The organism is Fusibacter tunisiensis (assembly GCF_016908355.1).
GTDB classification, from domain to species: Bacteria; Bacillota; Clostridia; order Peptostreptococcales; family Acidaminobacteraceae; genus Fusibacter_D; species Fusibacter_D tunisiensis.
The window spans coordinates 95308-121617 of record NZ_JAFBDT010000004.1 but is presented as its reverse complement, the minus strand read 5'-3'; the positions used below and the strand labels follow the sequence as shown (position 1 = coordinate 121617).

Genomic DNA, 26310 nt, shown 5'->3' with positions numbered 1-26310 from the left:
TGATTTATCAAGAAACACGCCCTTAGTAACCCTTAAAAATATTATATCTTGAACTTCATTACTGCAGATTTAAGACCTTGAGCCAATTCCGCCAAACTCTCACTTGCAGAAGCAATTTCATCCATTGAACTGGTCTGCTGTTGCATAGAAGCTGAAACTTCTTCAGAAGACGCCGAATTCTCTTCGGCAATTGCTGCCAGATTTTGAAGGGCATCAATAATTTCATTCTTCATTTCTTCCATGTCTTGACCCGAAACATTGAGTTTTTCCACCGCTGCTCGAGTTTTTCCAATTGCCTCAGTAATTTCATGATACTTTCTTCTCGTTGTATCCACGCTCTCCATTTGTTCCTTCATAACATCCAGAACATCTTGCATAATCACAACCGCTTCATGTGAATTTAATTGAAGTTCTTTAACCACCTCATCAATGGTGTGTGTCGATGACATAGATTGTTCAGCTAACTTTCGAATCTCCTCTGCAACAACAGCAAAGCCTCGACCAGCCTCACCCGCTCTAGCAGCTTCAATTGCGGCGTTAAGTGCAAGTAGATTTGTTTGATCTGCAATAGACGCAATCATCTGACTTGCTTGGTCAATTTTCTGAGTGCTGTTGTCGGTTTTAATAATTTCGGATTGCACCTTATGCGTCGCAGCATTGCTCTTGTCGGCAATACTCGAAAGTTTTTCAACTTCGCTAAGCCCCTCGTTTACTAGACTTCCAACAACTTCCGAAACTGCATTCAGTGCTGAAAGTTGTGTTTGATCTTCCTCTATAACCCTGCCAAGTTCAAGTCCTTTCTCAGAACCTTCCTCTGAATTGCGTGCTTGATCAGTCGCCCCAGAAGCAATCTCTTCCACAGCCCTTGAAACTTCTTCAACCGCAATTGAGGCTTGTTGAGAAGATGCTGTCAACTGCTGAGATGACGCTGCAACTTGATCTGCTGAAGACATAATGTCTGAAATAACGCCTCGTAAATTTTCTATAACCGTTTGATAGGCAGTACTTAAAACGCCCACCTCATCCTTACGCTTTCTCAATTTCTCAGGAATATCAGTGGTAATATCCAGCTCTGCAATTTTCTTAGAAGATCCCGCCAATTCTTTTAAAGGTTTTGCAATAGAATTTCCAACCAAATAAACAATCACAACACTTACTGCAACTGCCAACAAAATCATATAAAAAATTTGTTTCTGCATGGCTGTCAAAGTGCCAAGCACCTCAGATTCATCCGCCTGAAGTACAAAAATCCACGGTGTTCCCTCAACTGGCTCATAAGATACCATCAAAGGTTTTCCATCATAAGTATAACTATAGGTCCCCGATTTTTCATCAATCATCTTTTGAATCGCCTCAGCTTGAGAAGCTAGAGCCGGTGTGCTTTCAACTTCAATGAGGGTATTATAAAGTTTATTTACACGATTTCGGTCAGGATGCGCGATTGTTTGTCCAATCGAATTGATCATATAAGCATATCCTTTTTCACCGTAGGTCACTGAATCGGTAATATCACTAAGTTTGCGCGCATCCAAGTGCGCCACAAGAACCCCTCTAACCTTATCAATGTCAATGATTGGGGCCACAAAAACCACCTCGGGCATATCATTTAGCGGATTAATAATCACATCTGAAATTGCGGGTTTCCCTTCAAGAGCTTCCTTGAAATACGGCTCTTCAGCAATATTCATCTCACGTTCATCTGTATAGCGCACATCGCCTTTGAGATTTGCAACCCCAAGTGTCTTAAACTCTGTTAATTTAAGCTGTCTTAGTAAAATAGGTTTCTGTGCCAACCAGTTCATCCCTTTAATGTCACTGCGGCCGCCAATCAGCTCAATTACCATAGAATTTTTTTCAATTTCCGACTTTGTCATTAATGATGATTGATGGGCTAAACTGCTCATACTTTGCGTTGAATCATTTGTAATGACACTAGTCGTTTGCATCAACGCTGTGAAGCCTACAGCCATTAAACTGACAACCACCAAAAGCGAAAAATAAACAATTAACTTACCTTTAATACTCTTCATTTTATATCTCCATTCAGAAAAATAATTAAATAATTAGAACATTTACATTCTATCACGTCAGTCCACTCTTTCACAACACATATTACAGATATTTAGTGAATCTTAACATAGAAAATGAGCCCACATTAGCAGACTCATTTTTTTAAAATCATCGTATTAAATTTTCTTATAGATAAGGCTCAATTAAACCGAAATCGCCATCTTTTCTTCTATAAACCACATTGACATCATCTGTCTCACCATTTAAGAATACAAAGAAATCATGGCCTAGGAGGTCCATCTGAAGAACCGCCTCTTCTGGCATCATTGGCTTGATTCCAAAACGTTTGGTTTTTACAATACTGGAATCTGGCGTCGTTTCAGTTGATTCAGGAATTGCCTCAAATCTAATGGAATCTGAATCATGGAACCGTTTCTCAATTTTGGTTTTGTGCTTTTTCATTTGCCTTGAAATTTTATCAATGGCTTCATCAATGGATCCATACATGTCTTCAGTTCGACTCTCTGCCCTGAAGAACGCCCCATTTTTTAGAGGAATGGTCACTTCCACGATGTGCTTGTTCTTTTGTGTGCTAAAAGTAGCGTGTGCTTCTACATCGCTATTAAAAAATTTGTCGAATTTGCTGAGTTTTTTCTCAACTTGCTCTCGTATTGCATCGGTGATTACTAAATTTCTACCAGTCACGATTACTTTCATAAACTCAACCCCTTTATCTTTGATACTGGTTATATACCCAAGAGGAATGCCTATAAATCGTATTTTACAATTATTTTTTACCGTAAGTTCGGTCAACCTGTTTCTTCTGATGGGCTTTTACAGCATCTGCTTTCAAAGACTCTTTAAACCCTTCAAACTGAGCCAGCATTGGGTTGATTCTATTTTGAAAAGCATCAATTTCCTTAATATGCCTCTGGGCCGCTTTAAGTGGCGCCAAAGATTCCTTGGGCAATTCCCCAAGTGTTCGCGCACTGTTTGCCTTTAAAAATTTATCAAGAACCGACAGAAATAAGACATCTCCATTTAAGAGTTGCTTTTGCAATGTTTCAATGGCGTCCAGCGAAGACCGCATTAAAGCAGGATGGACAGTATCATCTAGATTTTCCAATAAAATTTCCAGTTTTTCCAATCGTTCAAGTTTTTGAAAAAGCATCCGGTTTAAGCTTTCCAACAAATCTTCTCTGATCATATTGCCCCCAAACCAATAAAAAGTTGAGTCAGAATCGCCAACTCAACTTTAAATACCTTATACTTTCAAATCAATAGACTGTCCCAGATGGGGTGATACTGATTTTTCCATCATTTTCACAACTGCATCCACAGACTGTTGATCCTGATTCATGGCTTTTTGAAGGTTCGCCATGCCAAGTGCCTGTTTGACACTGGTTAAGTTTTGAACTTGAAAAGCTGAAATTTTCATATCCATAGGGAAACTCCCTTCTATCTCTTTTTAATCCAATTCAATAACAGTATAAAGTGATTATACCCCGAAAACCAGGTTTTATCCATCAAAATCCTTAAAGAAAATGTGAACTTTTATTTAAGGTCAAATGCCTTGCGCCAAGTTTCTTTGAAGTCTTCCGCAATTTCAATTGCTTCGTCAAAAAGCGCTTCATCTTTATCAATGTTGGCATTTAAAAGTTTATAGCCCAAGTATTCGTAAAGGGCATCCATGCTTTCTGCCATTGGAATTTCCATATTTAAGGTGCTTCTAAGCTCATCTACAATCGCCTGAGCACGCTGAGTATTTGCGTTCACCTGGTCATACTTTTTTGTCTCAAGGTTCATCTTTGCTTTCTTAATAAACTTCACAAGACCTTCATAAAGCATGTACGTCAATTCTTCAGGTTTTGCAGATATAATCTTATTTTCAAGATACTGATCCATAGATGGATTGCCGTTTGGTTTCGGGCCACCATTTCCACTGGGAACAGCATTTACTGGTTTAGCCATATTCAAATGATTTCTCGGTTTCGAATAGTTGTATGGGTTCATAATTGCCATTTCACTTCCTCCTGTTACTTTCTCTTATCAATTGACATCCCAGACATTTGACCGGGCAGATTCATCTGGTACCGATCATACGCCTTTTTGCTCTTCGTAATTTGGCTCTTCTCACTTTTAACAGCGTATTGTTCCTGCTCAAGTGCGGCTTTAAGCTGTGAAATGCCCACCTTACAAAAGTCATCCTTTTCTCGAATTTTTTCAATAATCTGTCCAATTTCAGAAGACGGCTCAAAAGGTGCATACGTAGCCAAGTCATCAATCAACTTTTGTCGCCTTTCCAATATGGTGTTCACAATTTCAATATCCTTTGCTTCTACGGCACTTTCTATAATCTCAGTTTCTTTTAAAATTGCCTGTGCCAATTCAGCGGGTTTGCTCATTAAGCGCCTCCTGAGAACATGCCTGATAACGATGCCGATTGACTCTCAAGTTGAGAAAGGGCACTTTCCATACGCGTAAACATGGTGTAATAATAATCCTCTCTTGACGTCAAATAATCCATCAAAGAATCAATTCGTGTATCATAACCTGCAATCCGTTTTGACAAGTCATTTTGTAAAACGCTGGTATCATTTTCCACACCAGCCTTAACCAAAAGGATGCCCTTGTTACCGTTAGAGTCACGTGTGGTTCTCACATAATCCTTAAGAATGTCCCCGAATCGATCCCCAATTCCACTTTCTTTGAACCGTTCGGATCGATTGGCTGACTCTGTATAAGCCACATCTGATTTTGCCGTAAAAAGTCCAACCACATCATCATAATTGTTTTCAAGTGCAAGATTTAACTTATCTTCATCAATTGAGAGCTTTCCACGGTCTTGATAACTGGCGCTGGAGATTCCTATATCGTTCATAGAAAGGCCAACACCTTCAATTGGCTCAATAACGGCATTTCTAAGTTGGGTCAGCATGTTGTCAAGTTCAGACGCCCCTTTTAAAATACCGAGTTTTGCACGGTCTTCCCAGCGTTCAATCTCTTCTTCTGATAAGGCTTCGCGTTGCTCATCTGTGAGCGGTTTATAATCATAATCTCTTTTTTCTTTTAATTTTCCTGAAATATCATCAATTAATTTATTGTACTCTGTCACAAAACTTCTTATGTTGTCCACAACAGATTCTGTGTTAACGCCCACTTTTACATCAATAGCGGTTGTTGATGTTGCCTTCAAATCAAATGTCATCCCATCCATTTCAAAAACATTGCTGGACTGAATCACTTGCGTTCCATCTATCGTCATGGCCGCATTTTCACCTGCGGTTCGGGTAACACCAGCACCAAACAACTCAGTCACAAAAGCTTCTGTGTTTGCATCATCCAGTGTGATGTTGTTTACAGACCCTTCTTGAGAGGCAACCATGGTAAAACTATCCGACAACTGGCTGTAACTGATTTCAAATCCAGCGCCTGCATCATTGAGTTTTTTGTTCATTTGGGTAAGTGTATCTGTTTCGCTAAGGGCAATGGTTTGTCCATTGATATTTAGTGCCGTAACATCTATACCAGCGGCAGTAAAGTCAAACAAATCGCCTATAGCTTGCGTTTCATAACCATAACTGCTTGCACCACTTGCTACACCAAAAGCATCTAAAGTTTCCTGATTGTCTCCTGATTTTAAAATTTTAACTTCACGACCTGCAAAATCAAATTTCACTTCTGTGCCTGCAGAGGAGGCCACAGCATTATAGTCTGATCCAAAAGCAGCTTCAATTTTTGTATTAAGGGCTGTGGTAAGTTCTGCAGAAGTGTTTATCCCAGCTAGATCTGCGCTGGAAATATTAATGGTTTTTGCATCTGACCCAATTGCAAGTGAAAATTCAAGGTCCTTTCCAGATGCTTTTAAATCTGTTAAATTAAGGCCTGAAATCTCAATGCCACGGAGTCCAGAAGCCTCTCCTTTCCAAGTGTCTTTGGTTGCCAACCGGTCAATACTTTCAATGGTTAAAGACTTTGATGCCGCTGCTGTGGCGGTTACAGAAAGTGCTGAACTTTCAAGCCCACCACTTGTAACGCTGTAGCTAAACTTGGCAAAAGAAGACGCGGAACTGATATTGGTACTTGGTTTAAGCACATCAAAAAATGTCGATTGAAAATCGCGAATATCCCCGATAATCTCACGATAGGCTTCTTGCTGCCACTCAACATATTGTTTGTCTTGTTTTACACGATCCACTTTCATATTTTCAGCTTTCATTAGGTCTTTGATCATTTGCTCAGTATCAAGTCCTGAGAAGCCAGATATTCTAAGTGTTGACATAAAATCACATCCTATTCTCTATCGTCCCAGCTGTTAAGCCTTCTCATCTACAAAAAGTCCTGCAAGTTCCCACATTTTAGCAATCATATCTTGAATTTTTCTCGGTGGAAACTCTTGAATAACTTCATTGGTCACTGTATCTTTTACAGTGTACATCACTGCATGTGTTACTTCGTGAACCGCACGCTCTATCCGCCTGTTATAAATTTCAAGAGACTTATTTGCCTGCTCTACTGACTTGTCCAGCATGTCCTCATCAAAAAATTCTTTTACAGGCTCTTTGCCAGTCATTTTGTCCACATTGATATTTTCTTTGACGTCTTGCTTAATCCGTTCAACCGGTTTAGGATTGGTACTCTCCTGACCCGTTCTCCTAATTTGGGCATCCGTGCCCGGTGCAGCCGCAGCAACATTGCCTGCGTTTAGATGGTTAATCTTCATAACACTTTCTCCTCTCCATGGAATTCTCTATCTTATGTATCGGCATCTCTCGTAAAATTCTTTAACGTTTTTACGCATCAATTCAATAAACACAAAAATCCTGCTTTGTAAAACAAACACCTACAAAACAGGATTGAAATAAAACTTCACTTTTGCTAACTAATCTCTGCGGAATCCAGCCTAATTCCCTTCACATGACATCTATGTATACCCATTACATGCTCATCCACAAATTCAAGGGTATCTGATTCAGCTTCAATTTCTTTTTCAACATAAACTGTAATCCCATCCACCTCGTAGACATCGAATCTGTCTTTGTGTGTTGGATCTTTAAATCGAATCTTTGGGGTCAATGTGTTGATGTTTCCAGTGGTATAATCATTGTGTCTTACCCTTAAAGAAATGGTGTCATGGTGGTGTGTATGAAGGTAGGTTTTTAGGTCATCCTGAACCCTAACGTTCAACATTCCACTCACTTCCTTTCGGCATAAATGCCTATTCAATATATACCCAAATTAATCGGATTAAAACTGGAACTGTTCTCGGAGTAAAAAGTTAAAAATTTTCAAATACTCCATCACAACCCGTTTGGCGTCTTCTCGGTTTTTCCACCAATTTTCTGCGTTAAAACTGTCATATCTGCTGGAACTTGAGTATACTTTCACTTCTTGATCCAAACTTTTCACCATTTTTGAAAATATTTTGTGCGAGCGCATGGAATGATACTTAGATGTAACCACCAGGATTGATTCAATTTCTGGGTTCGCCTCTAAATAGTCTTTCACAAGAATCGCTTCATCCTGGGTACTCTTTGCATCCCCTTCAATAATTTCAAGGGCCTCACTAGGCACTCCAAGTCCAAAAGCTGCATCAAAACTCAAGTGGGCGTCTGTGGGAATTTCATATCCCCGTTCCAGTAAAATCTCACTGCCCTCCATGTGGCTTTTAACAAACACAATCTTGTCTGAACGGCCCTCATGATAAAGGTCTACAGCCTCCAATATACGGTCTGGAACACTCCCCATAAGAACCACAATAAGATCTACATTTTCATCATCTGTTTCTGCTACAAGCCAAACTCCAGCTTGGGATGCAATTAGAATTCCCACAGAAATTATAAACACACTAATAATTAACCAAATAACCGGCTTCTTAAACATAATCTCACCTCAATTGGGGACGGGGCAAAATCGGCACCCCTCCACCACGGGTGCCGATTTTGCCCCGTCCCCAACTTAAATTTTCATTAAAGATTGCTTAAATAACGCTTCATTTTAAATATCCAGTCCCTCTAAATGGTATAATTCACATAATTAGAGCATTATAAAAGGAGGCTCCACAATGAAAGCAAATTTACTGTACGGACTGAAAAAAATCGCAAAATTGTACCTAATCACTTTACTTATTGGCGCAATAATAAGTCTACTTCTTATCTATTTTACAGATTTCCAACCAACCAACATCTTGAAAATCATTGGTGGTGTGATTGTCTTCATTGGTTTTGCATCTCAACTTGGCTCTAACAACATCAACCGGGACTACAACTACAACATGGCGCGAATGACCAACCAAAATTTTGCCGATCACGAAAACCGTGCTGGATTGGCTGATGGTAGCGTGGCTTTTATGCTGATAATGGCACTGGTTGGGCTCACCTTGTTTGTTGTGGGGTATTACTTGGTTTAGTGGACTGAGTTTTAAATATTTGCTCTTTTAATTATATAGGTAAGCGTGAATTCTTTTGCACATTAATGGCATAAAATAATCGCAAACTATAAATATTCAACTAAGAAAAAAACATCAAGCACCAAAATTAGTATGCACCAGTTAAATTTCGCACGAAACACCGTTAGCATACATGATTTAACTGAAAATCAACTTCTAACTGAACTAAATCGTAACATAATTCGTTACAAAATAAAATGAGTTCAAAAATTGCTCTTTTTTAACACTCTGTCCCAACTTTTCAGCGATTTTCGGCGTTGACTAGTTGGGATTTTTACAGGAAGGTTATACTCAGGTTTGAGTAAAATGAATTTCACTGATTTTCGGTGTCGTCCATCTCTAGCAATCGTACCTCAGCCATCAACTCATCAATCTCTCGCTGCAGGTCTTGCCTCTGTCCATCAAGGACTTCTACCTCTGTGGACTTCATGACCAGATCACGCGCTCTTAAAAGACGCTCCTCGATGGCGTCTAGCATTCTGATTTTCTGTTTGACTTCTTCCAGAAGTTCTATGAGCTTATCGCGTTCGGTCATGATGGGGTCCTTTCAGTCTATAATATCCGTTCATAATTTAGTTTATACTCTTTCGGGTCCAACTGAGATCTATAGACAGATAGCCTACGTAAACTGTTATTATTAACTCTTTTAGCAATTTCTTTAAGATGCTCAACTTTATCGTTTTCTAAGTTCGCACCACAATAAATTGACGTGATACAATCAAAATCTACATTTTGTGAATCAATCGTATACAAATCAGAAAGTGACTCATCTGAATATTTTGGCTTTTCATTCATCTGTGTGAAAGTCACAGCGATGCGCCATTCTTTTTCATATCCCCAAGATTTAGACTTGATTAAAAACAACATCTTTATGTCATTATGCCATTCAACATCATCATGATGATTCTGATTCTTCAAGTCTAATTTGTATTGATTTATGCTTTTGGATGCATATATCAAATTATTGAAAGCTGCTTCATCATTGATTCTATTCTCTAAATAGACAACAGGGAAAAGGTGAAACAAAATATTTGGATTGCTTTTTTTATCATCTATTTTGCTGATGAGATAAGTCAAATCATACTCAATACATATTCCTTTATGGTTATCTGCATAGTGACTCCACATTAGCAAGTTGTCCTTTTCCTCACAAAATGATTTAAGATAGATCAAGTCATTCAAAGTATTGAAACTAATATTCTTATTTGAATGTGTCAATGTTAACCCTTCAAACACATCATTCATTTTTCCAACTTCACTAAGATAGATACTACCCGTTTCAATGGATCGAACACTATTATAGTTAAAAGGCATGTAACGATACAGTTTCACTGAATTTGAATTTTTTAACTTCTGAATTAGTTTTTTTGAAAACTCCATAAGATCTATATCAGACAAACCTTTATTACCATTTTCTTCTATTCTGTGAGCAAGTTCTTTTCTAAAATCCACGGTAAGTGTCAACATAGTCATCCCCCATTATAATTCTCCACAATATGTAAAAAAAAGAGCCAGGAGAATAATCCCCTGGACTCCTTAATGGCTTTAATTTGCGTCCAATTATCTGAGTAACTGGAGAACGCCTTGAGGTGCTTGGTTTGCTTGCGGACCATCACATACCTTTCAGTATATGCCAGACTATATCTTCAACCGGATTAGTTGGTTAGTTGGTTAGGGGTTAATTGATTAGGAAGGTCAAGTGCTTTTCCTAACGGCTAACGCCTTTCGCCTATTCACTAATTTGGTTGTTGGGCACTTCGGACCACCTCTGATCCTACGGATTTCATCATCATGGCTTTCGCTTTAGATGGTCTATCCTAGTCGTTGAACCTTCTCCAACCTTTCGGTACAGGAGCTTGGCTGCTGATTATCCAATCTCACCTATTTTCAAACCGTCACGTTTGCCGTTTCCAGCTGCGTTGTGGTTAGCTGAGCTTAAGGAAGTTCCAGCAATTCACCCAATTATCATTTAGAGATTACTCTCCAATGGACCCTTAATCAACTATCTCAGAAGCTGCAATACGCCTTGAGGTTGCTGATTTGCTTGAGCCAACATAGCTTGAGCTGCTTGTTGCAAGATGTTATTCTTAGTGAATTCCATCATTTCTTTCGCCATGTCTACGTCTCTGATTCGAGATTCAGAAGCTTGTAAGTTCTCAGATGATGTATCTAAGTTCTTGATTGTATGCTCTAATCTGTTTTGGACCGCACCAAGTTTTGCTCTTTCATCAGATACAGATGTAATTGCATCATTGATTGTTGTGATCGCTGTTGCAGCATCTGCCTGAGTAGCAACACTTACACTACCAACTCCAAGAGCATCAGCTCTCATATCACCAATTGAAACACTCATATCTTGAGTTTCATTTGCACCTATTTGCATTTTTAAAGAATTGTTAGTCCCTACAGTAATTGAAACATCAGCATCTGCAGTCAAAGTAAACTGAAGACCTTCATAAGCGCCAGATGTTACTTCTACTTTATTACCACTTGCGGAATACGAACCACCTAATTCACCAACACTTAAGATTGCATCTGCGCCAGCATCACTCTGTGCTCCGCCAGTAAATACACCTGAAGCTGCTGTAACATTAACACTATGAGCAGAACCTTCATTAACTTGTGTAAAAGTAAATCCAGTACCATTAGCCCAAGTTGCAGTGACACCAGTTGTAGCTGTCTGACCATTAAATGTATCTAAAGCTTCTTGAACTGTATCTGTTGCAGCAAAACTAAATGAAGTTCCATTAATAGTGATTGCACCAACACCACCTAAAGCAGTTGAAGCATCTGCTAACGCTGTAGTTCCAGCATCAACTACAGCACCTTTATCAGCCAGTGTTGTATTTGCAGCTGTTATAGAAATCACTCCAGCTGTTGTATCAGCAGTTCCTGATAAAGATGTAACTGAACCATTGCTTGCAGAAATTGCAACGCCAGCTCCACCATTCAACAATTTTCTTGTATTAAACTCAGTTGTTGTTGCTATTCTATCAATTTCAGTTGTTAATTGATCAATCTCATTCTGAAGCGCTGTACGATCAGCATCAACATTTGTATCGTTCGCAGATTGAACTGATAACTCTCTCATACGTTGAAGGATTGCTTGTGTTTCATTTAAAGCACCTTCAGCCGTTTGAACCAATGAAATCGCATCTTGAGAGTTTCTTGAAGCCATATTAAGACCTCTAATTTGTCCTCTCATTTTTTCAGAAATCGCAAGACCAGCAGCGTCATCGCCAGCACGGTTGATTCTGTAACCTGATGATAATTTCTCGATTGATTTTGCACCATTTCCTGAGTTGATCCCCAATTGTCTGTGGGTATTCATTGCCATTAAGTTATTGTTAATTCTCATAATAATCCTCCTTGAATTTTTAGGGTCGGAATCCTTTCCAACCACGCTATAAATTTATAGGACAACCCTTCATTCTTTCGGCCGCAAGTTTGAATTAGGTTGTCTATGTAAAGTATCGGCAAAGTTGTCAGATACTTTAGCACCTTTAGGAATTTTTTTATTTTTTTGTTGTGGTAAATTTTGCGCCAAGTGCTTCTAAGTTTGTATTTCTAACTGTTGAAGCCACATTGGATTCTTTTATTTTTTCAAAAATTTCACTCCGGTGGATGGTTACTGACTTGGGGGCACTTATTCCAATTTTCACTTTGCCTTCTTCTATGCCAATGACCTGTATCTCAATGTTGCCGTTAATGATGATACTCTCGTCTTTCTTGCGCGTGAGAATCAACATAACTAGGCCTCCTCTTTTTTGAAGATTGGATGTTTAAAAGCATCGTACTCATTTAAAACCAGTTGAATGCCTTTTTTGCTTTCAATATTTATAAGTATTGGCGCTACAATATTGATGGTGGTGTCATCCACATTTTCAGGAATTGTGGCAATGGCATATACAATCAATTTTTCAGCATCTGCTTCAGAAGCGACACCCAGTTTTTCAGCATCTGCATCGGGCAGTTCAAAATCATAGTTTTCAACAAATAAAAAAGGATCGGTTACAATAAAGGCAAGGTCTGCTTCTTCTACGGACTGAAGATAGTGAAAGGGCAGCTCTGCATCCCCTGATGGAATGATAATGTACTTGTGGAGTTCTTCAAATCCAGGAATTGCATCATCAAAGTGAATCACGTCTACTTCCTCATACTCAAGTTCACCCAAATGTTGTGTGGTTAATTTCATTATTACGCCTCCTATACCATAGTTTCAAATTTAGACGGTTCAAAACTAAACCGAATACTCGCGTACTGTTTCATATAATAGCTAATTTGCCAAGGTGTATAGTCCATTTGAACGCGCCTAGGCATTGTATTGTTAATCACTTCACCAGGATTTAGTGTGGTTGTCACCTCGCCGGGCGTTACATTTATCTCTGGTCTGGAACTGGGCACAAGTGCAAAATTAAAAGTCTTTTCAAACAGGTCATAAGCATTGTAAATGGCTTGATCTGGTATAGGGTCTACACCTGTGTGAATGTCCTTCATTTCGTTTCCTTGAGAGACAATCCTGTCTATACCTTGTGAAACAACTTGTTTGGCATAAGAAACTGAATCTGACATAAAAGCCTGTATATTCTTAAGACCTGCTTCAGCAAATGGTTGAGACTGGTCTATGTTCATTTGTGGCCTTGTGGTCCTAATTTCAAGCTTAGGCTTTCTAGTCTGAATGTCCAAACTCTGCTGATTGTTCCCACTTTGATTCAGTTGTGCTTTCTTGGTATCCCAGCCAATTTGAGCGGACTGGGATTCAATTTTAATAGGCACTTAAAACGCCTCCTCATTTACCTGATAAAATCCACCAAGGATGGTTGGATAACTTTTGAGCCAACAGATAAAGACGCCCTATAGACGTTTTCTAAATTCTTAAAGTACATAATCGCTTCTGCCATGTCCACATCTTGAACCTTACTTAAAAGGCCTGTAAAAGTGATCTCATTCTCTTCTACCCTATTTTTGATGAATTCAACCCGATTTGTTTTCCCGCCAATTTCACCCATAACGGACAAAAGACGTTCCATATTTTCATCTATTTTACCAAGTGCCGTTTGTATCCCGGCATCGTCCCCTGTTTCTAATGCGTCAATTAAATTGTTCATATCGCTCATGAGTTCACTCTCGCGGCCAACTGTCGCTTCCACCACAACGTCTGCAGGTCCATAGGTTAAAGTTTCTGGCGGACCAACATTGCCTGTAACCGTCACAGCCCCTGAGCCGAATTTAGCATCAACGGCCGTTTGGACAGCTGTCTCCAAATCGTTAATAGTTCCTATAGCAGAAGGATTTCCAAAATCAATATCAATTTGGTGACGGGCCTCTCCAAGTTGAACCACCATAGAATGAACGCCCGTATAGGTTGCTATATCACCTGCTGGAACACCCGCCCCATTTATATCTTTTAATGGATTAGGTTCTTTCACAATTCCAAAGATGTCCAGCGGGTGCGTGCCTATGTCAAGGGTTGTTCCCACAGACACTTCAAATTCCACGCTTCGCCTGTTTACATCCCGTTCTTCCGTCATGGCAACGTTATAGGTACCATCTTCATTAAAAAGTGGCACATTGGTCTCAAGACCTGTGAAAATATATCGGCCGGCATTGGTGGCATTTCCTGCCGCAATAACCTCTTGCTTAAGTTGTTCCATTTCAAGCTGTATTTTCTGGCGGTCTTCTGTGGTGTTGGTCCCGTTAGCTGCCTGTACAGTAAGTTCTCTGGCACGCTGAAGGACATCTTTTAAATTTGTAAGGGCGCTTTCTGAAACTTCTAGCCAGCCCAGTGAGTCATCAATATTTTTTTGATATTGGGCCGCTTCCCGAATATCTGTTTTGTACTTCATTACCATAGTGGTTCCAACAGCATCATCTGAAGGCCTTTGGATTTTTTTGCCTGAAGACATCTGGGACTGATAGTTTGACATTTGAACCATGTTGTTGTTGGCATTCCACAGCATGTCTTTTATAAGCATTGAATTCGTTACACGCATTGTTTTACTCCTATTCTATCACCCTATCTGCCAACCGTTCCCAAACGATTGACGACTAAGTCCAACATTTCGTCAAAGACATTAATCATTCGTGCATTGGCATTGTAAGCCGTTTGAAATTTAATCATATTGGCCATTTCTTCGTCTAAAGAAACGCCCATAACAGAGTCCCTGGACATGCTGTACTCATTGGTCAAAAGATCTTGATTATTTTTGACCCGGTTGGCCTCTGCAGCATCAACGCCTAAATTGGATACCAAAGATTTAACAAAATCTTCTGGAGCACCCCAATCGTATAACTTTGTATCGTGTCTGGTTTCAATCATTTTTAAGATATTGCCACCATCCCCTGGTATATCTGCAAGATTTGTGGCTGCTGCAATTTTATTAAGATCGTCTAAGTCACTGGCTAGGGATAAACGATCGGCTTTTACTTTTTCTACCAAAAGATATTGATCATCCACCAGTTTAATGCGTTTGCCTGCCTCATCTGGATTGGCAATAAAATATGCTTCAATATTTGCATCAATTGCCGCCTTGTCAGCTGGATTCGTTGGGTCAAGTGTACCACCTGCTGTGATCGTTGCCGTAACATCTGTTCCTGAGGCTGTCAAATAAGCCTTATACTCTGCTGTGCTCATGCCATCCATGGTGAACATATAATTTCCAATACTGCCATCGAGGCCAAAACCAGTTTCATGAATTCCATTCATGGTGTCGTGAAGGACATCCACAAACTCATTAAGTTTATCAATATAATAAGGAATTCCTTTTGATAGTTCCGTATTGTTGTCTCTTACATCTCTTAACCCTTTGATTTTTCCTGTAGCAGCATTTAAGGTATTGCCGTTAGACCACTGAACATCCCAAATGCCCTCGGAGTCATCTTCATTAATTTTTGAAGTACGCTCTACTGTTTCCAGTTCATCCGCCCTAAAGTGGGACACGATTTCTTGCCCACCTATGGACACATAAAAACGATTCTGAGAATCTTCATAATAGTTGATGTTCACAAACTCTGAAAGTTTGTCTAAAAGCAACTCCCTTTGGTCTCTTAAATCATTGGCTTTGCCACCTTCCAGTTCTGCCTTGAAGATGGTCTCATTTAAGGTTGCAATCTGGTCTGCTATGTCATTTACTTCACCCACAGCTGCTTCAAATTGCATATTAAGGTCTTTTTGAAGTTCTTTGAGCATGGTAGAAATCCGCCCCACCCCTTCTGTTAGGGCAATGGTGGTTTGACGCACCAATGTTCTGGCAGTAAGGTTTTCCGGATTCTTTTGAAGGCTCTGTAAAGACTCATAGTATTGATCTAAAAGTTCAGCGACACTGGAATCTGAAGGCTCATTAAAAATCCCTTCAACTTCTTGCAAGACGTCTGCTCTTGCAGTCCACTCGCCTTGTGCGCTGGTTTCATCCCTAAATTTGCTGTCAAGATAGGCATCTCTTATTTGCTTTACAGCTGTTACATCCACACCAACACCAAGTGCACCCATGCCGCCGGGCAGCATTTGCGGTTTATATGCTTTAGTATTCATCACTTGTCGAGAGTAACCTTCTGTATTGGCATTGGCAATATTATGACTGACAATCCCCAAAGATCTTTGATTGGCAAAGAGGCCTGACAATGAAGTTGTTAATCCTAAAAAACCTGATGACATGGTTCACACTCCTATCTATACACGCGCATCAAACAAGTTCTTGCGCTCATAACTGTCGTTAACTGCTTTTTTATCATACTTACCGCTGGTATCCGAAACTTCAGTTAGGACATTGATGTTAAACTCTATCAGTTCCAACTTGTCCTGAATCATCCGGTTGTTAAACCGATTTTCATCGGCAGCATTTTTTACAAGTACCACCAATTGATCTTTGGCGGCCTGCACCTTTTTTCGGTCTTCAGGCATCAAAAACTGAGTAAGTTGTGAAACGGTATCGATGTTGTCGAGTTTAAGTTCCCGCATAAGGTTGTCTAAAACCTTTTCCCGAATCTCTTCAAGTTTAAAAAGCGTCACAACAAGTGCCTGCTCTTCACCTGCAAGTTTTTCCAAGGTGTCAATTTCATTCGCTCTTATGGCCGTTCTTTTTTTTGTAGAAAGTTCCAATACATCTCTATAAATTTCGGACTCTTTGTCCAAAGTTAAAATCAATTGTTCCACACTTTTAGTCATAGCAATGGCTCCTTATAATGAATAACCGGACACTAAGTCCGGCAAGGGTAATCTGGGGGAAAAGAAATCGGCAGCTCTATTTTACGCGCCCAAGTCCCGAAAACAGTTTGTCTACAAGTTCATCTGCTGATGGTTTGTAGGTTCCTTGACTGATTTGGGTCTTGATGGCTTCCACCTTTTCACTTCGACTCTCTGGGATTTCACTAAGGGCCTTCATCGCCACTTGAATGTCCCGTGCTTTTGAGGATATCTCAACTTTATCCGCTGCGACTCCTGTTTTACCAACTGCTTCTGGTTTTTTTGCCGTTTTGTTATAGGCCTTAAAGGCACTTGCGACACTGTTTAAATTTGTAATCTTCATAAATACACCCCCGTTCCTGCCGACTTCTCTATAACATATATCGGCACAAACGGGGGTTTGTTTAGTGGGAATTTTATTTTTTTGTAGGTTCTTTAATGTGCATTCCTATGTTGTCCTTCTTTGGTGTCTCTTTTGACTCGAGTCCCGATTTAAGGCCTTGGGAAAGTTCTCTTGCACACTTAGGACAGAAACGACTGCCATCTGTGGGTTCATCACACCGTTCACAAAATGAAATGCGGGCACCTTCACCAAGTACAATTTTCCCTTCGCGAATCCATTTTAAAATCGCTTCTGATTCAACGCCAGTGCCTTCAGCCACATCTTTGACACTAGAGGATGGGTTGTCGTAGATATACTCTCTAACACGTGTAAATTCGTCATCTATACTGTCGCTGCATCTGGAGCACAAATACGAGCCATTTGTAGACGAGAACAATCGTCCACACTTTTTGCAATTCCTAAGTCCCTTTAATTTATCATCTGTCATATTGAGCCTCCTCATTAATAACCCATTGCTACGGTAATGGCATACACAGCTGCACATCCAGATTCATATAAAACTTTTGCACATGCCTCTAGCGTTGCACCAGTGGTATAAATATCGTCCACAAGTAGGACACGCTTGTCCTGTAGATTAAGTGTATTCTTATTACTTAATATTATAGCACTATGAAGGGCCTTCTTCCTAGCCTCTTTATCAAGTATTTTTAGTTTCGTGGTATGCCTATGCCGAATTAATATGCTTTCACAGGGTATTTGCTGAAGCTTACCGGCTAACCCAGTTGCTAAAAGTTCAGCTTGATTATATCCCCTAGACCACCGCCGTGCCCAATGACTCGGGACAGGTACAATTAAGTCGGCTTCCATAAATTCTTGTGTACAACTTGTGACTTCATAGAGTTTATCCACAAAATATGCCACATGAAACGTTTTCCCTTTATATTTAAGTGCCATAAGCATTTGCTTAATGCCACCTTCATAATGGGCATAGGATCGATGCTTTTCAATATATGAAAAATGCTCCTGACAGTCTACGCATTTTCCTCTATAATGACCACTTTGGGCCTCTGGGCTTTCAATGGGTTTCCCACAATGGGTGCACACCAAACCTTTTACTGGATAAATGGTTTCAAGGCACATCTTGCATATAGGGGGCTTTTCATTTGGATCTAAATCTTCACCACACACATGACATTTAATATTTTGCGGAAAAATTAAATCTTCAAGTGCTTTTGCCACATTAATCATTCTGAAATCCCCCTGTTGATTTGCTGATAAAAGCCAAGCCTTTCTTTGAAGCCAGACCGCCTGTACTGTTCTTGGTCTCTTGAAATCATAGCCTGCATAGCCCGTTTATCGCCAACAAGGACGACCAAAGTTTTCGCTCTTGTAATCGCTGTATAAAGTATGTTTCTGGTCATCAGCATTGGTGGTCCATAAATCATTGGCATAATCACAGCCTTGAATTCACTCCCTTGACTTTTATGGACAGTCACTGCATAAGCATGTACCAACTCATCCAGCGTCGGAAAATCATAAACCACTTCACGCTCTTGATCAAACAAAACTGTAAGTGTCCTAGAAGGTTCGTCAATTTCAGTAATTCTGCCGATGTCTCCATTAAAGACCCCTGTACCTTCTTCTCCCCACTTGCTGACCCAGTCCAAATTATAATTGTTTCGAATCTGCATGACCTTGTCACCTTCTCTAAAGGTGCGTTTGCCAAGTCGTTTCTCAATCTTATTTTTATTTGGTGGATTAATAACCTCTTGAACCATCTCATTTAGAGCATGCACCCCAACCTGAGTGTTCTTCATAGGCGATAAAATTTGAATGTCTTCAATTGGATCCAGTTGATAATAATCAGGAAGTCTTTGACTTACAAGATCCTTAATCACTGCCATAATACCGCTTGGGCCATTGGCCTGAATAAAAAAGAAATCCTTGTCCTGTCGATTTAGTGTCGGCATTTCACCATGGTTAATTTTATGGGCATTTATGGCAATCAGAGACTGTTCACTTTGCCTATAAATTTCATCCAGCCGTATACTGCCAATAAGCCCACTGTCCAACAGATCTTTCAAAACCGATCCCGGTCCAACCGAAGGCAATTGGTCTGCATCTCCAACAAAAATCACATGTGTCCCGGGCTTAATGGCATCCAAAAGACGGTATAGAATCACAATGTCCACCATAGATATTTCATCTACAATAAGGACATCCGTTTCAAGGGGGGTCTCTCCGTTTCTGGCAAATTGGTTCTCACCTTGAAACTCCAGCAATCGGTGAATGGTTTTGCTTTCGCGTGTTGTGGCTTCGGTCATCCGTTTAGCAGCCCTACCCGTTGGTGCACACAAAGTTACTTTTTTTTCAAAAGATTCATAGGCCTTTATAATGGCATTAATAATAGTGGTTTTCCCCGTTCCCGGTCCACCTGTTATAATAAATACCCCATGGTCTAAAGCCGCCTTTATGGCATGCCTTTGTTTGGTTCCAAGCAAAATACCTCGGTCTGATTCAAATTTTTCAATAAAATCTTCCGAATCAAATGGCGACAGGGGCTCAGCATTTACAGCAATCTGATACAATTTTCCAGCAGCCTGCTGTTCCGCATAATAAAGACTGGGCAAATAAATCCGGACTTCACCACTTGCCAGTCTGTCCACATAAATTTTCCCCAAAACAGCCATGTCCCGAATTTGATGCGCCACTTCATCTGCATCCACTGAAAGCGTCACAGCTGTTTTCTGGATTAAATCCGATTCAAGCATACACGTATGGCCTGCCATAGACTCTTGATTGAGCAAAAAAACAATCCCTGAATCTATCCGAAAAGGTGCATGAAAATCAATCCCCATGGTCATGGCAATCTGATCTGCTTGCTTAAAGCCAACCCCAACAACCTCTTCTGCTAAAATATAAGGATTTTCCTGAACTTTCATTACCGCATCAAGTCCAAAATGCCTATAAATCCGCATGGCCATATTAACAGACAAATTCAGAGACTGAAAATAAATTATAAAATCTCTAAGTTCAAACTGTTCTTTATAAGAAAGAATAATCTGTTCAAGTTTCTTAGGCCCAATTCCTGATATTTCCAAAAGTCTTTCTGGTGTTTTCTCTAAAACCTCCAGTGCTTTCGTCTCAAAAGCCTGCACAATCAATTCTGCAGTAGCAGGCCCAATACCTGTAATTACGCCAGAAGAAAGATACTTCAGTATATCTTCACGTTCAGTTGGCTTCAAATGCTCAGCGTACCGAATCACAATCTGCTCGCCATATACAGGGTGCAAGTCAACCTCTCCTACAATCCTAAGACGGTCTCCCTCTTGAACAAACGGCAAACTTCCTTTAATGCTAACCAGTTCCTCGTCTGTCCCAAAAGTAGCAATCAAATAGCCATTCTCTTCATTATAATAAATGATATCCTCAATAACCCCTTCAAGGGTGATTTTTTCCATAAGACCTCTTATCATATTTATAATCGTTATCTAATCATATCATTTTAATCAATCTTTCGGCAAGGAGATTTGGGGCTAAAGTCGTGGGGCGTGCACCTTCGGTGCGTTGAGTGCTGCTCCGCAGCGGTGAATGCGACTGATGTCGCGTTGGGAAATTGTAGATAAACCTAAAAAAAGCCTTAATCAAAGGCTTTTTTTTAGTCGTATTAGTGGTTGTTTTATGCCACGAGGCGCAGCCTCACTTCCACGCGACGTTAGTCGCACCCCACGTCAGTGAAACTGGCATTCAACGCTGCGAAGCAGCACTCACCGCACCGAAGGTGCAATCGCCCTTAACGTAATCCTGCAGCATTTCGAAGTGTTTCTGCTTTATCTGTTCTTTCCCATGGTAGGTCAATGTCTGTTCGCCCAAAGTGGCCATACGCTGCTGTTTGCTTGTAGATTGGACGTCTTAGGTCAAGGTCTCTAATAATTGCACCTGGTCTAAGGTCGAAGTGCTTTCCGATAAGGTCTTCGATTAATGCTTCATCTACTTTTGCAGTGCCAAAGGTTTCTACCATAATAGATACGGGATAGGCGACACCAATCGCATAAGCCAGTTCAATTTCACATTTTTCTGCAAGTCCTGCTGCAACAACATTTTTTGCCACGTAACGTGCAGCATAGGCTGCAGAACGGTCTACTTTTGTTGGGTCTTTACCTGAAAACGCACCACCACCATGACGTGCATAGCCACCGTATGTGTCTACGATTATCTTACGTCCTGTCAACCCTGCATCCCCTTGAGGTCCTCCGATTACAAATCGACCTGTTGGGTTAACAAGATATCGGGTGTCTTGAAGTAATTCAGCTGGAATGATTGGTTTAATAACCTGTTCAATTAAGTCCCGTTCAATTTGGTCTCTTTGTGCTCTTGGACTATGTTGCGTAGAAATCAATACCGTATGCACACGCTCTGGTTTCCCATCTTCGCCATACTCAACAGTTACTTGCGTTTTACCGTCAGGTCTAAGGTAAGGGAGGGTTCCATCTTTACGAACTTCTGAAAGTCTTCTTGCCAAACGATGTGAAAGCGCTATAGGGAGTGGCATAAGTTCTGGTGTTTCATCACAGGCAAATCCAAACATAATCCCTTGATCACCTGCACCAACCGCTTCAATATCATCAGCCATATGGCCTTCTTTGCTCTCAAGCGCCTTGTCGACACCCATAGCGATGTCATCTGATTGCTTATCAATTGCCACAAGTACACCACATGTCTCGCCGTCAAATCCATATTTTGCACGTGTATAGCCGATTTCTTTTATGGTTTTTCGTACGACACTTTGAATGTCCACATAGCACTCTGTGGTAATTTCGCCTGCCACCAGTACAAGACCTGTTGTTACCGAGGTCTCACAAGCGACACGCGCATTTGGATCTTTGCTAAAAATTTCATCCAAAATTGCATCTGAAATTTGGTCACACACCTTATCAGGGTGTCCTTCTGTTACCGATTCCGACGTAAATAATCTCTTTCTTGCCATTTTTTAAGTACACCTCCTATAAATTTTGGGCATATAAAAAGCCCTTCCATAAGAAAAGGCTGATCGACTCAAACCTCATCTTCCAGATCTCCATTGCATCTGTAGGATTTAGCACCGACTTGATACCGGTTGCTGGACTTCACAGGGCCTATTCCCTCCATCGCTCTTGATAAGGACTACTATTAAATTTGCTTATTCATAATAGCACATCACTTTTACAGATGCAACCCTTATTTTAAAAAATCAAACAAATTGTCATAGCCACTATTAATATAGGTATACAACACAGGGTCATCTGTTTTAAGTTCACAAATAAAAGAAAGGCTTTCTTCATAAGCATGCCTATTTTCAAGCATTTGATCAATCTCTCCAAGTGTTTCTGGCGTCATTGTACATACAATCACTTGTCCAGAATAGCCGAAAAAATAAAGGGCGTAGATGTCCCCATTTAAGTAATAGGGATTTTCAGCCACGTGGGCATTGTCTGGATTAAATTCAATATAAAGATTGCCCTGAATGTAAGTTTGCTTCATTAATTCAGGATTGTCTCTTACAAAGCGACGTTCAAAAAACGAATCTTGTGCCTGCATCACCATCATATACTCTGGTTTGCTAAGATTAAAAGCAGCTTCTGTGCTGCTAATGGTGAGTGTTTCAAGAAGTTCAGCAGACAGTATCTGGCGGGTATCAGCACATACCTCTACCGAGATAACTATAAGTTTATACTTGGTCTCAAAATCCACAAGGGCTTCCACCCTATACAGTTTCTTACCCGATTTCACCTCAATTAACGCACATGTGTTTTTAATCAAAGTATGGGGTGCATGCATGAGTTCAAACACCGGATCAATGGCTCCATCCTTCCACAAAAGCATTGCCCCTGGATAATCGCACCCCACATACCGCATCACAAAATAGTGAATACACATTTCATCGTTAACCATTTCAGGCGTCAATTTACGATAGAGGGCAATCTCTTCAGACTCAGATAAGTCTACATATAGAGTCTCAAATATCTCTTCAAAAGATTCAAAGTCAACAAGGGCATCTAAACACCCTTCATCCACTACATACGCTGATTTTATTAGAAAAACGAATTCAGACTCTGTGATTTCTACAAAAGTTCCGCCAAGTCCACCGGTAACACCTAAAACCACTTGGCTCAGTTCATCGGGATCTGGATTGATAAAATGATGGAAGCCGTCAATGCCATAGCTCTCATAATCCAAGTGATAGACCTGTACAACCTCTTGTCCCTTTAAATCCTGCCACGTAGCAACAAGGCCAACAACCCCCATTAGCCGCGTGGTCGTAGCCCGAGCCCTTACGAATTTCATTTTTCCAATCATTAGGACAGCACCTTCTCCACGATTGCTTTCTTGTAATGATCCAATTTTTCCAAGGTTTTTTCACGATCCGCCCCTTGTATGGAGAAATAAATTTTCAGTTTTGGTTCAGTGCCAGACGGCCTAAGGACCATCCATGAATTGGCATCCAGATAGAACTTTAGAACATCTGCCTTCGGCAAACCTGTGTTGTCATTTTTATAGTCAATCTTGCGGTCATACGCCAAAATACTTTCAGATTCTGCTCTAAATTTAGCCATAATTCGGTTCATATCTGCTTGTCCATCTTTGCCTTCAAACTTCTTGGCTATGGTTTCCTCTACAAAGTAACCATGTCGTTCATAGACTGTTTCTAGGACATCAAGAAGCGAAAGACCTTGTCTTTTATAATATTCTGCCATTTCAACCGCTATCAGTGTTCCCATAACAGCATCTTTATCACGCACGTGAGGGGCAAACAAATACCCAAAGCTTTCTTCATACCCCATAACAAAATGCCTTGTATCTTTTTCAATTTGCTCACCAATAAATTTAAAGCCTGTAAGGGTTTGTATCAGTCTAACACCATAGTGCTGGGCTTGAGCCCGTGCCAAATCGCTGGAAACCACTGTATTGACCACATAATGATTCTCTGTAAGGTCCTTTCTAGACGATAGAATATATTCCATATAAAGCGTTCCAATCTGATTGCCGTTTAAAATTTCATAGCCGCCTTCTTTTTTCACCAAGAGGCCAATACGGTCACAGTCAGGATCTGTTGCCACAGCAAGGTCTGCATCGTATTTTTCTGCGTACTTGAGGCCCACTTCAAAAGCGCTCTTATTTTCTGGATTGGGTTCTTTACAAGTTGGAAAATCCCCATCAGGTTCCATTTGTTCTGCCACTGGAATCAAGCCTGAAAAAGCCAATTCTTTAAGAACTCTTGAAATCGTCATGCCACCAGTCCCATGAAGGGGGGTATATACCACTTTTAAACTTGAATCCCGCAACAAGTCAGGTCTCGGCGACACCTGTTTTACCATCTCAACATAGGGGGTATCTACTTCTTCTGATATAAGTTTCAAGAGACCGTGTTCAATAGCGTCTTTTTTACTGCTAATTTTCACTTGCTCAAATTCTTGAACACTTGTAACATGGTCTACGAGCGCCTCTGCAAGTGCAGGCACTAACTGACAGCCTGTTTCGTCGTATACTTTGTAACCATTGTATTCCGGCGGATTGTGACTGGCTGTAATCATGACGCCACCGATACAATTGAGCATACGAACCGCAAAGGACAATTCAGGCGTGGTTCGCACACCGTCAAACACATAGGCTTTAACGCCGTTCCCTGCCATTACAAGGGCGGTCTCCATGGCAAATTCAGGTGAAAAATGTCTGGAATCATATGCAATTACAACAGCTTTTTCTTTACTGTCATGTAAGACAGTCTCCTTGCGTTTCAATAAAAAATTTGCAAATCCCTGTGTGGCTTTGCGAACGACATAAGCATTGATTCGATTTCTTCCAGCCCCAATAATCCCCCGCATACCAGCGGTTCCAAATTCTAAATCTCTATAAAAACGTTCTTCTATTTCACTTGTGTTTGTTTCTATCGCTTTCAATTCAGCTCTAAATGCGTCATCAAAATAAGGGTTTTCAAGCCATTTCTTATAAATCTCCATAGCGCGCATTAGGTGTCTCCTTTCAAATGATCCATCAATTTCAAATAACTTCAAAATTATACCATATTTTCTGTAGATTCTGTAGAGGGTGCCCAAAATCCTTTTTGAAACAAAACTCTATAAATTTGGATCAACAAGTGATCTTTTGTCTTTTGAGGCAAAAGCCCCATCCCTTTAAGTGGAATTAGATTAATCAAATGCTTGCCAAATTCATCAGAATCCTTCATAAGCGTACTGGAATTTAAAAATTCCTTGCGGACGCGGTCTAAAAAAACTTCAAACGTGAAGATTTCAAATCGGTCAATTTCAAGGAGTTCTGCCAAGTGTTCATAAAAATTAAGCACCAGTTCTCCATAGGTATGCCCCTTGTCTGCTTTTACAAGATCGGCCAGCAAGGGCAGTAAATCTTCAAAAATCATACGTTTATGGGGTTTCTCACTTTTTATGATCTCAGCAATTTTTCGGGCAGTCTCTTCCGGCATACGTGCCATCTGATCCGTTAATCTTTGCTCTTCTGGTAGGTCTTCAATATAATATCTGTTCCCTTTTAGTTCTTTCATTACGCGCATGGTATCAAAATATCCGAGTTTCATATTGTGTTTGGCACGCTTAGGATCCACATCCAATGTTCTTCCAAGATCTTCTGAGGGTTCAATCATGATAATTTTTGCTTTGGTATCTTTGGGTGGCTTCCGAATACGGCCAAGGCTATTGAGACGGACTGCAATTACTTCATCACATCCGCGCTCTATGAGCATATTTACGGGTAAATTGTCAAAAAAAGCCCCGTCTATCATTTTTTTGTTGTCAAACTTCTCATCTTTAAAAGCTGGATAATTAGATGAGGCAAGTATATAATCATGGAGTTTTCCTTCGGGAATATCTTTAATAAAAATCTCGATGGGCTTTAAATCTGTCAAAGATAAAGTTACCAATCCATAATCCACTTTGGAATTTCGAATCACAGATTCGTCTATAGAATCACGCAATCTCATCCGAAAAGGGGTCACATCAAACCCGCCTTGCTTAAATGTATTTAAAATTACTTCTCTTAATTTTTGGATGTCAGACTTAAACTCGAAGCTCACGATTTCTTGAATCACTTCCGAATCTCCATTGACCATGTCTGCCATTTCTGCGCCTTCCCAAATGGCTTGCATCCGTTCCAAATCGTCCATTACAATTAAAGCGCCATTTATTGCGCCGACAGAAGTCCCTGTTATTGCATCGAATTCAATGCCCAATTCTTTAAGTGCTTTTATGGCGCCAACCTGAAATGAACCTCTTGCGCCACCACCTTCAAGTGCCAAACCTCTCATATGTGCCTCCC

28 protein-coding genes and 1 riboswitch are annotated in these 26310 nt (G+C 40.3%); of the genes, 1 reads left to right on the top strand and 27 read right to left on the bottom strand.

The window, feature by feature from the left end; all coding sequences use genetic code 11:
* Positions 1 to 41 precede the first annotated feature (41 nt).
* From JOC49_RS04275 to JOC49_RS04230, 10 genes are all read right to left on the bottom strand, one after another.
* Positions 42 to 2030 (bottom strand): methyl-accepting chemotaxis protein, encoded by a 1989-nt coding sequence (locus JOC49_RS04275; RefSeq protein WP_204662743.1) that lies wholly within the window; start codon positions 2028 to 2030, stop codon positions 42 to 44.
* Between the two features lie 166 nt (positions 2031 to 2196).
* Positions 2197 to 2727: a ribosome hibernation-promoting factor, HPF/YfiA family gene (hpf, locus tag JOC49_RS04270; protein ID WP_204662740.1), complete on the bottom strand. Its 531-nt coding sequence runs from the start codon at positions 2725 to 2727 to the stop codon at positions 2197 to 2199.
* Between the two features lie 70 nt (positions 2728 to 2797).
* Positions 2798 to 3217, bottom strand: a complete 420-nt coding sequence (locus tag JOC49_RS04265; RefSeq protein WP_204662738.1) for a hypothetical protein — start codon at positions 3215 to 3217, stop codon at positions 2798 to 2800.
* A 57-nt stretch (positions 3218 to 3274) separates the two neighbouring features.
* Positions 3275 to 3454, bottom strand: a complete 180-nt coding sequence (locus JOC49_RS04260) for a YjfB family protein (RefSeq protein WP_204662735.1) — start codon at positions 3452 to 3454, stop codon at positions 3275 to 3277.
* Positions 3455 to 3564: 110 nt separating this feature from the next.
* Entirely contained in the window at positions 3565 to 4032 is a 468-nt protein-coding gene (fliS, locus tag JOC49_RS04255; protein WP_204662732.1) for a flagellar export chaperone FliS, read from the bottom strand.
* A 14-nt stretch (positions 4033 to 4046) separates the two neighbouring features.
* The gene (locus JOC49_RS04250; protein WP_204662729.1) at positions 4047 to 4415 is read right to left on the bottom strand and encodes a hypothetical protein; all 369 of its coding nucleotides are present in this window, start codon (positions 4413 to 4415) and stop codon (positions 4047 to 4049) included.
* Entirely contained in the window at positions 4415 to 6292 is a 1878-nt protein-coding gene (fliD, locus tag JOC49_RS04245) for a flagellar filament capping protein FliD (RefSeq protein WP_204662726.1), read from the bottom strand. Before fliD ends, JOC49_RS04250 begins: the two co-directional genes overlap by 1 nt.
* Positions 6293 to 6325: 33 nt before the next feature.
* Complete coding sequence (locus tag JOC49_RS04240) at positions 6326 to 6733, bottom strand: flagellar protein FlaG (RefSeq protein WP_204662723.1); 408 nt, start codon at positions 6731 to 6733, stop codon at positions 6326 to 6328.
* 155 nt (positions 6734 to 6888) lie between these two features.
* Positions 6889 to 7200: a hypothetical protein gene (locus tag JOC49_RS04235; protein ID WP_204662722.1), complete on the bottom strand. Its 312-nt coding sequence runs from the start codon at positions 7198 to 7200 to the stop codon at positions 6889 to 6891.
* Between the two features lie 57 nt (positions 7201 to 7257).
* Positions 7258 to 7893, bottom strand: coding sequence for a YdcF family protein (locus JOC49_RS04230; protein ID WP_204662720.1), 636 nt, complete (start codon positions 7891 to 7893; stop codon positions 7258 to 7260).
* Between the two features lie 181 nt (positions 7894 to 8074).
* Between JOC49_RS04230 and JOC49_RS04225 the strand changes: the two genes are divergently transcribed.
* On the top strand, positions 8075 to 8419 hold the full coding sequence (locus JOC49_RS04225; protein WP_204662718.1) for a hypothetical protein: 345 nt from the start codon (positions 8075 to 8077) through the stop codon (positions 8417 to 8419).
* 352 nt (positions 8420 to 8771) lie between these two features.
* Here JOC49_RS04225 and JOC49_RS04220 read toward each other — a convergent pair whose 3' ends face one another.
* The 17 genes from JOC49_RS04220 to JOC49_RS04140 form a co-directional block, all read right to left on the bottom strand.
* Positions 8772 to 8993, bottom strand: a complete 222-nt coding sequence (locus JOC49_RS04220) for a hypothetical protein (RefSeq protein WP_204662716.1) — start codon at positions 8991 to 8993, stop codon at positions 8772 to 8774.
* Between the two features lie 17 nt (positions 8994 to 9010).
* Positions 9011 to 9925, bottom strand: coding sequence for a DUF2971 domain-containing protein (locus JOC49_RS04215; protein ID WP_204662714.1), 915 nt, complete (start codon positions 9923 to 9925; stop codon positions 9011 to 9013).
* 535 nt (positions 9926 to 10460) lie between these two features.
* Positions 10461 to 11816 carry a flagellin N-terminal helical domain-containing protein gene (locus JOC49_RS04210; RefSeq protein WP_204662712.1) on the bottom strand — a complete coding sequence of 452 codons (1356 nt, stop codon included), beginning with the start codon at positions 11814 to 11816 and terminating at the stop codon, positions 10461 to 10463.
* A gap of 157 nt (positions 11817 to 11973) precedes the next feature.
* On the bottom strand, positions 11974 to 12207 hold the full coding sequence (gene csrA, locus JOC49_RS04205) for a carbon storage regulator CsrA (protein ID WP_204662710.1): 234 nt from the start codon (positions 12205 to 12207) through the stop codon (positions 11974 to 11976).
* A gap of 2 nt (positions 12208 to 12209) precedes the next feature.
* Complete coding sequence (gene fliW, locus JOC49_RS04200) at positions 12210 to 12653, bottom strand: flagellar assembly protein FliW (RefSeq protein WP_204662708.1); 444 nt, start codon at positions 12651 to 12653, stop codon at positions 12210 to 12212.
* An 11-nt stretch (positions 12654 to 12664) separates the two neighbouring features.
* A complete protein-coding gene (locus JOC49_RS04195) occupies positions 12665 to 13234 on the bottom strand; it encodes a DUF6470 family protein (RefSeq protein WP_204662705.1) in 570 nt (189 codons plus the stop codon).
* Positions 13235 to 13251: 17 nt separating this feature from the next.
* Positions 13252 to 14451 (bottom strand): flagellar hook-associated protein FlgL, encoded by a 1200-nt coding sequence (gene flgL, locus JOC49_RS04190; protein ID WP_204662702.1) that lies wholly within the window; start codon positions 14449 to 14451, stop codon positions 13252 to 13254.
* Positions 14452 to 14474: 23 nt separating this feature from the next.
* Positions 14475 to 16112: a flagellar hook-associated protein FlgK gene (gene flgK, locus JOC49_RS04185; RefSeq protein WP_204662699.1), complete on the bottom strand. Its 1638-nt coding sequence runs from the start codon at positions 16110 to 16112 to the stop codon at positions 14475 to 14477.
* Between the two features lie 15 nt (positions 16113 to 16127).
* Positions 16128 to 16622 carry a flagellar protein FlgN gene (locus JOC49_RS04180; protein WP_204662696.1) on the bottom strand — a complete coding sequence of 165 codons (495 nt, stop codon included), beginning with the start codon at positions 16620 to 16622 and terminating at the stop codon, positions 16128 to 16130.
* A 76-nt stretch (positions 16623 to 16698) separates the two neighbouring features.
* The gene (gene flgM, locus JOC49_RS04175) at positions 16699 to 16983 is read right to left on the bottom strand and encodes a flagellar biosynthesis anti-sigma factor FlgM (protein ID WP_204662693.1); all 285 of its coding nucleotides are present in this window, start codon (positions 16981 to 16983) and stop codon (positions 16699 to 16701) included.
* A 73-nt stretch (positions 16984 to 17056) separates the two neighbouring features.
* Positions 17057 to 17470, bottom strand: coding sequence for a flagellar protein (locus JOC49_RS04170; protein ID WP_204662691.1), 414 nt, complete (start codon positions 17468 to 17470; stop codon positions 17057 to 17059).
* A 14-nt stretch (positions 17471 to 17484) separates the two neighbouring features.
* Positions 17485 to 18231 carry a ComF family protein gene (locus tag JOC49_RS04165; protein WP_204662689.1) on the bottom strand — a complete coding sequence of 249 codons (747 nt, stop codon included), beginning with the start codon at positions 18229 to 18231 and terminating at the stop codon, positions 17485 to 17487.
* Positions 18228 to 20444 (bottom strand): SF1B family DNA helicase RecD2, encoded by a 2217-nt coding sequence (gene recD2, locus JOC49_RS04160; protein ID WP_204662687.1) that lies wholly within the window; start codon positions 20442 to 20444, stop codon positions 18228 to 18230. The genes JOC49_RS04165 and recD2 overlap by 4 nt, the downstream gene beginning before the upstream one ends.
* Before the next feature lie 332 nt (positions 20445 to 20776).
* On the bottom strand, positions 20777 to 21970 hold the full coding sequence (metK, locus tag JOC49_RS04155) for a methionine adenosyltransferase (protein WP_204662685.1): 1194 nt from the start codon (positions 21968 to 21970) through the stop codon (positions 20777 to 20779).
* A 72-nt stretch (positions 21971 to 22042) separates the two neighbouring features.
* Positions 22043 to 22146, bottom strand: a riboswitch (SAM riboswitch).
* A 54-nt stretch (positions 22147 to 22200) separates the two neighbouring features.
* Positions 22201 to 23319: a hypothetical protein gene (locus tag JOC49_RS04150; RefSeq protein ID WP_204662683.1), complete on the bottom strand. Its 1119-nt coding sequence runs from the start codon at positions 23317 to 23319 to the stop codon at positions 22201 to 22203.
* On the bottom strand, positions 23319 to 24989 hold the full coding sequence (locus JOC49_RS04145) for a phospho-sugar mutase (RefSeq protein WP_204662681.1): 1671 nt from the start codon (positions 24987 to 24989) through the stop codon (positions 23319 to 23321). Before JOC49_RS04145 ends, JOC49_RS04150 begins: the two co-directional genes overlap by 1 nt.
* A gap of 47 nt (positions 24990 to 25036) precedes the next feature.
* Complete coding sequence (locus tag JOC49_RS04140) at positions 25037 to 26299, bottom strand: patatin-like phospholipase family protein (protein ID WP_204662679.1); 1263 nt, start codon at positions 26297 to 26299, stop codon at positions 25037 to 25039.
* Positions 26300 to 26310 lie beyond the last annotated feature (11 nt).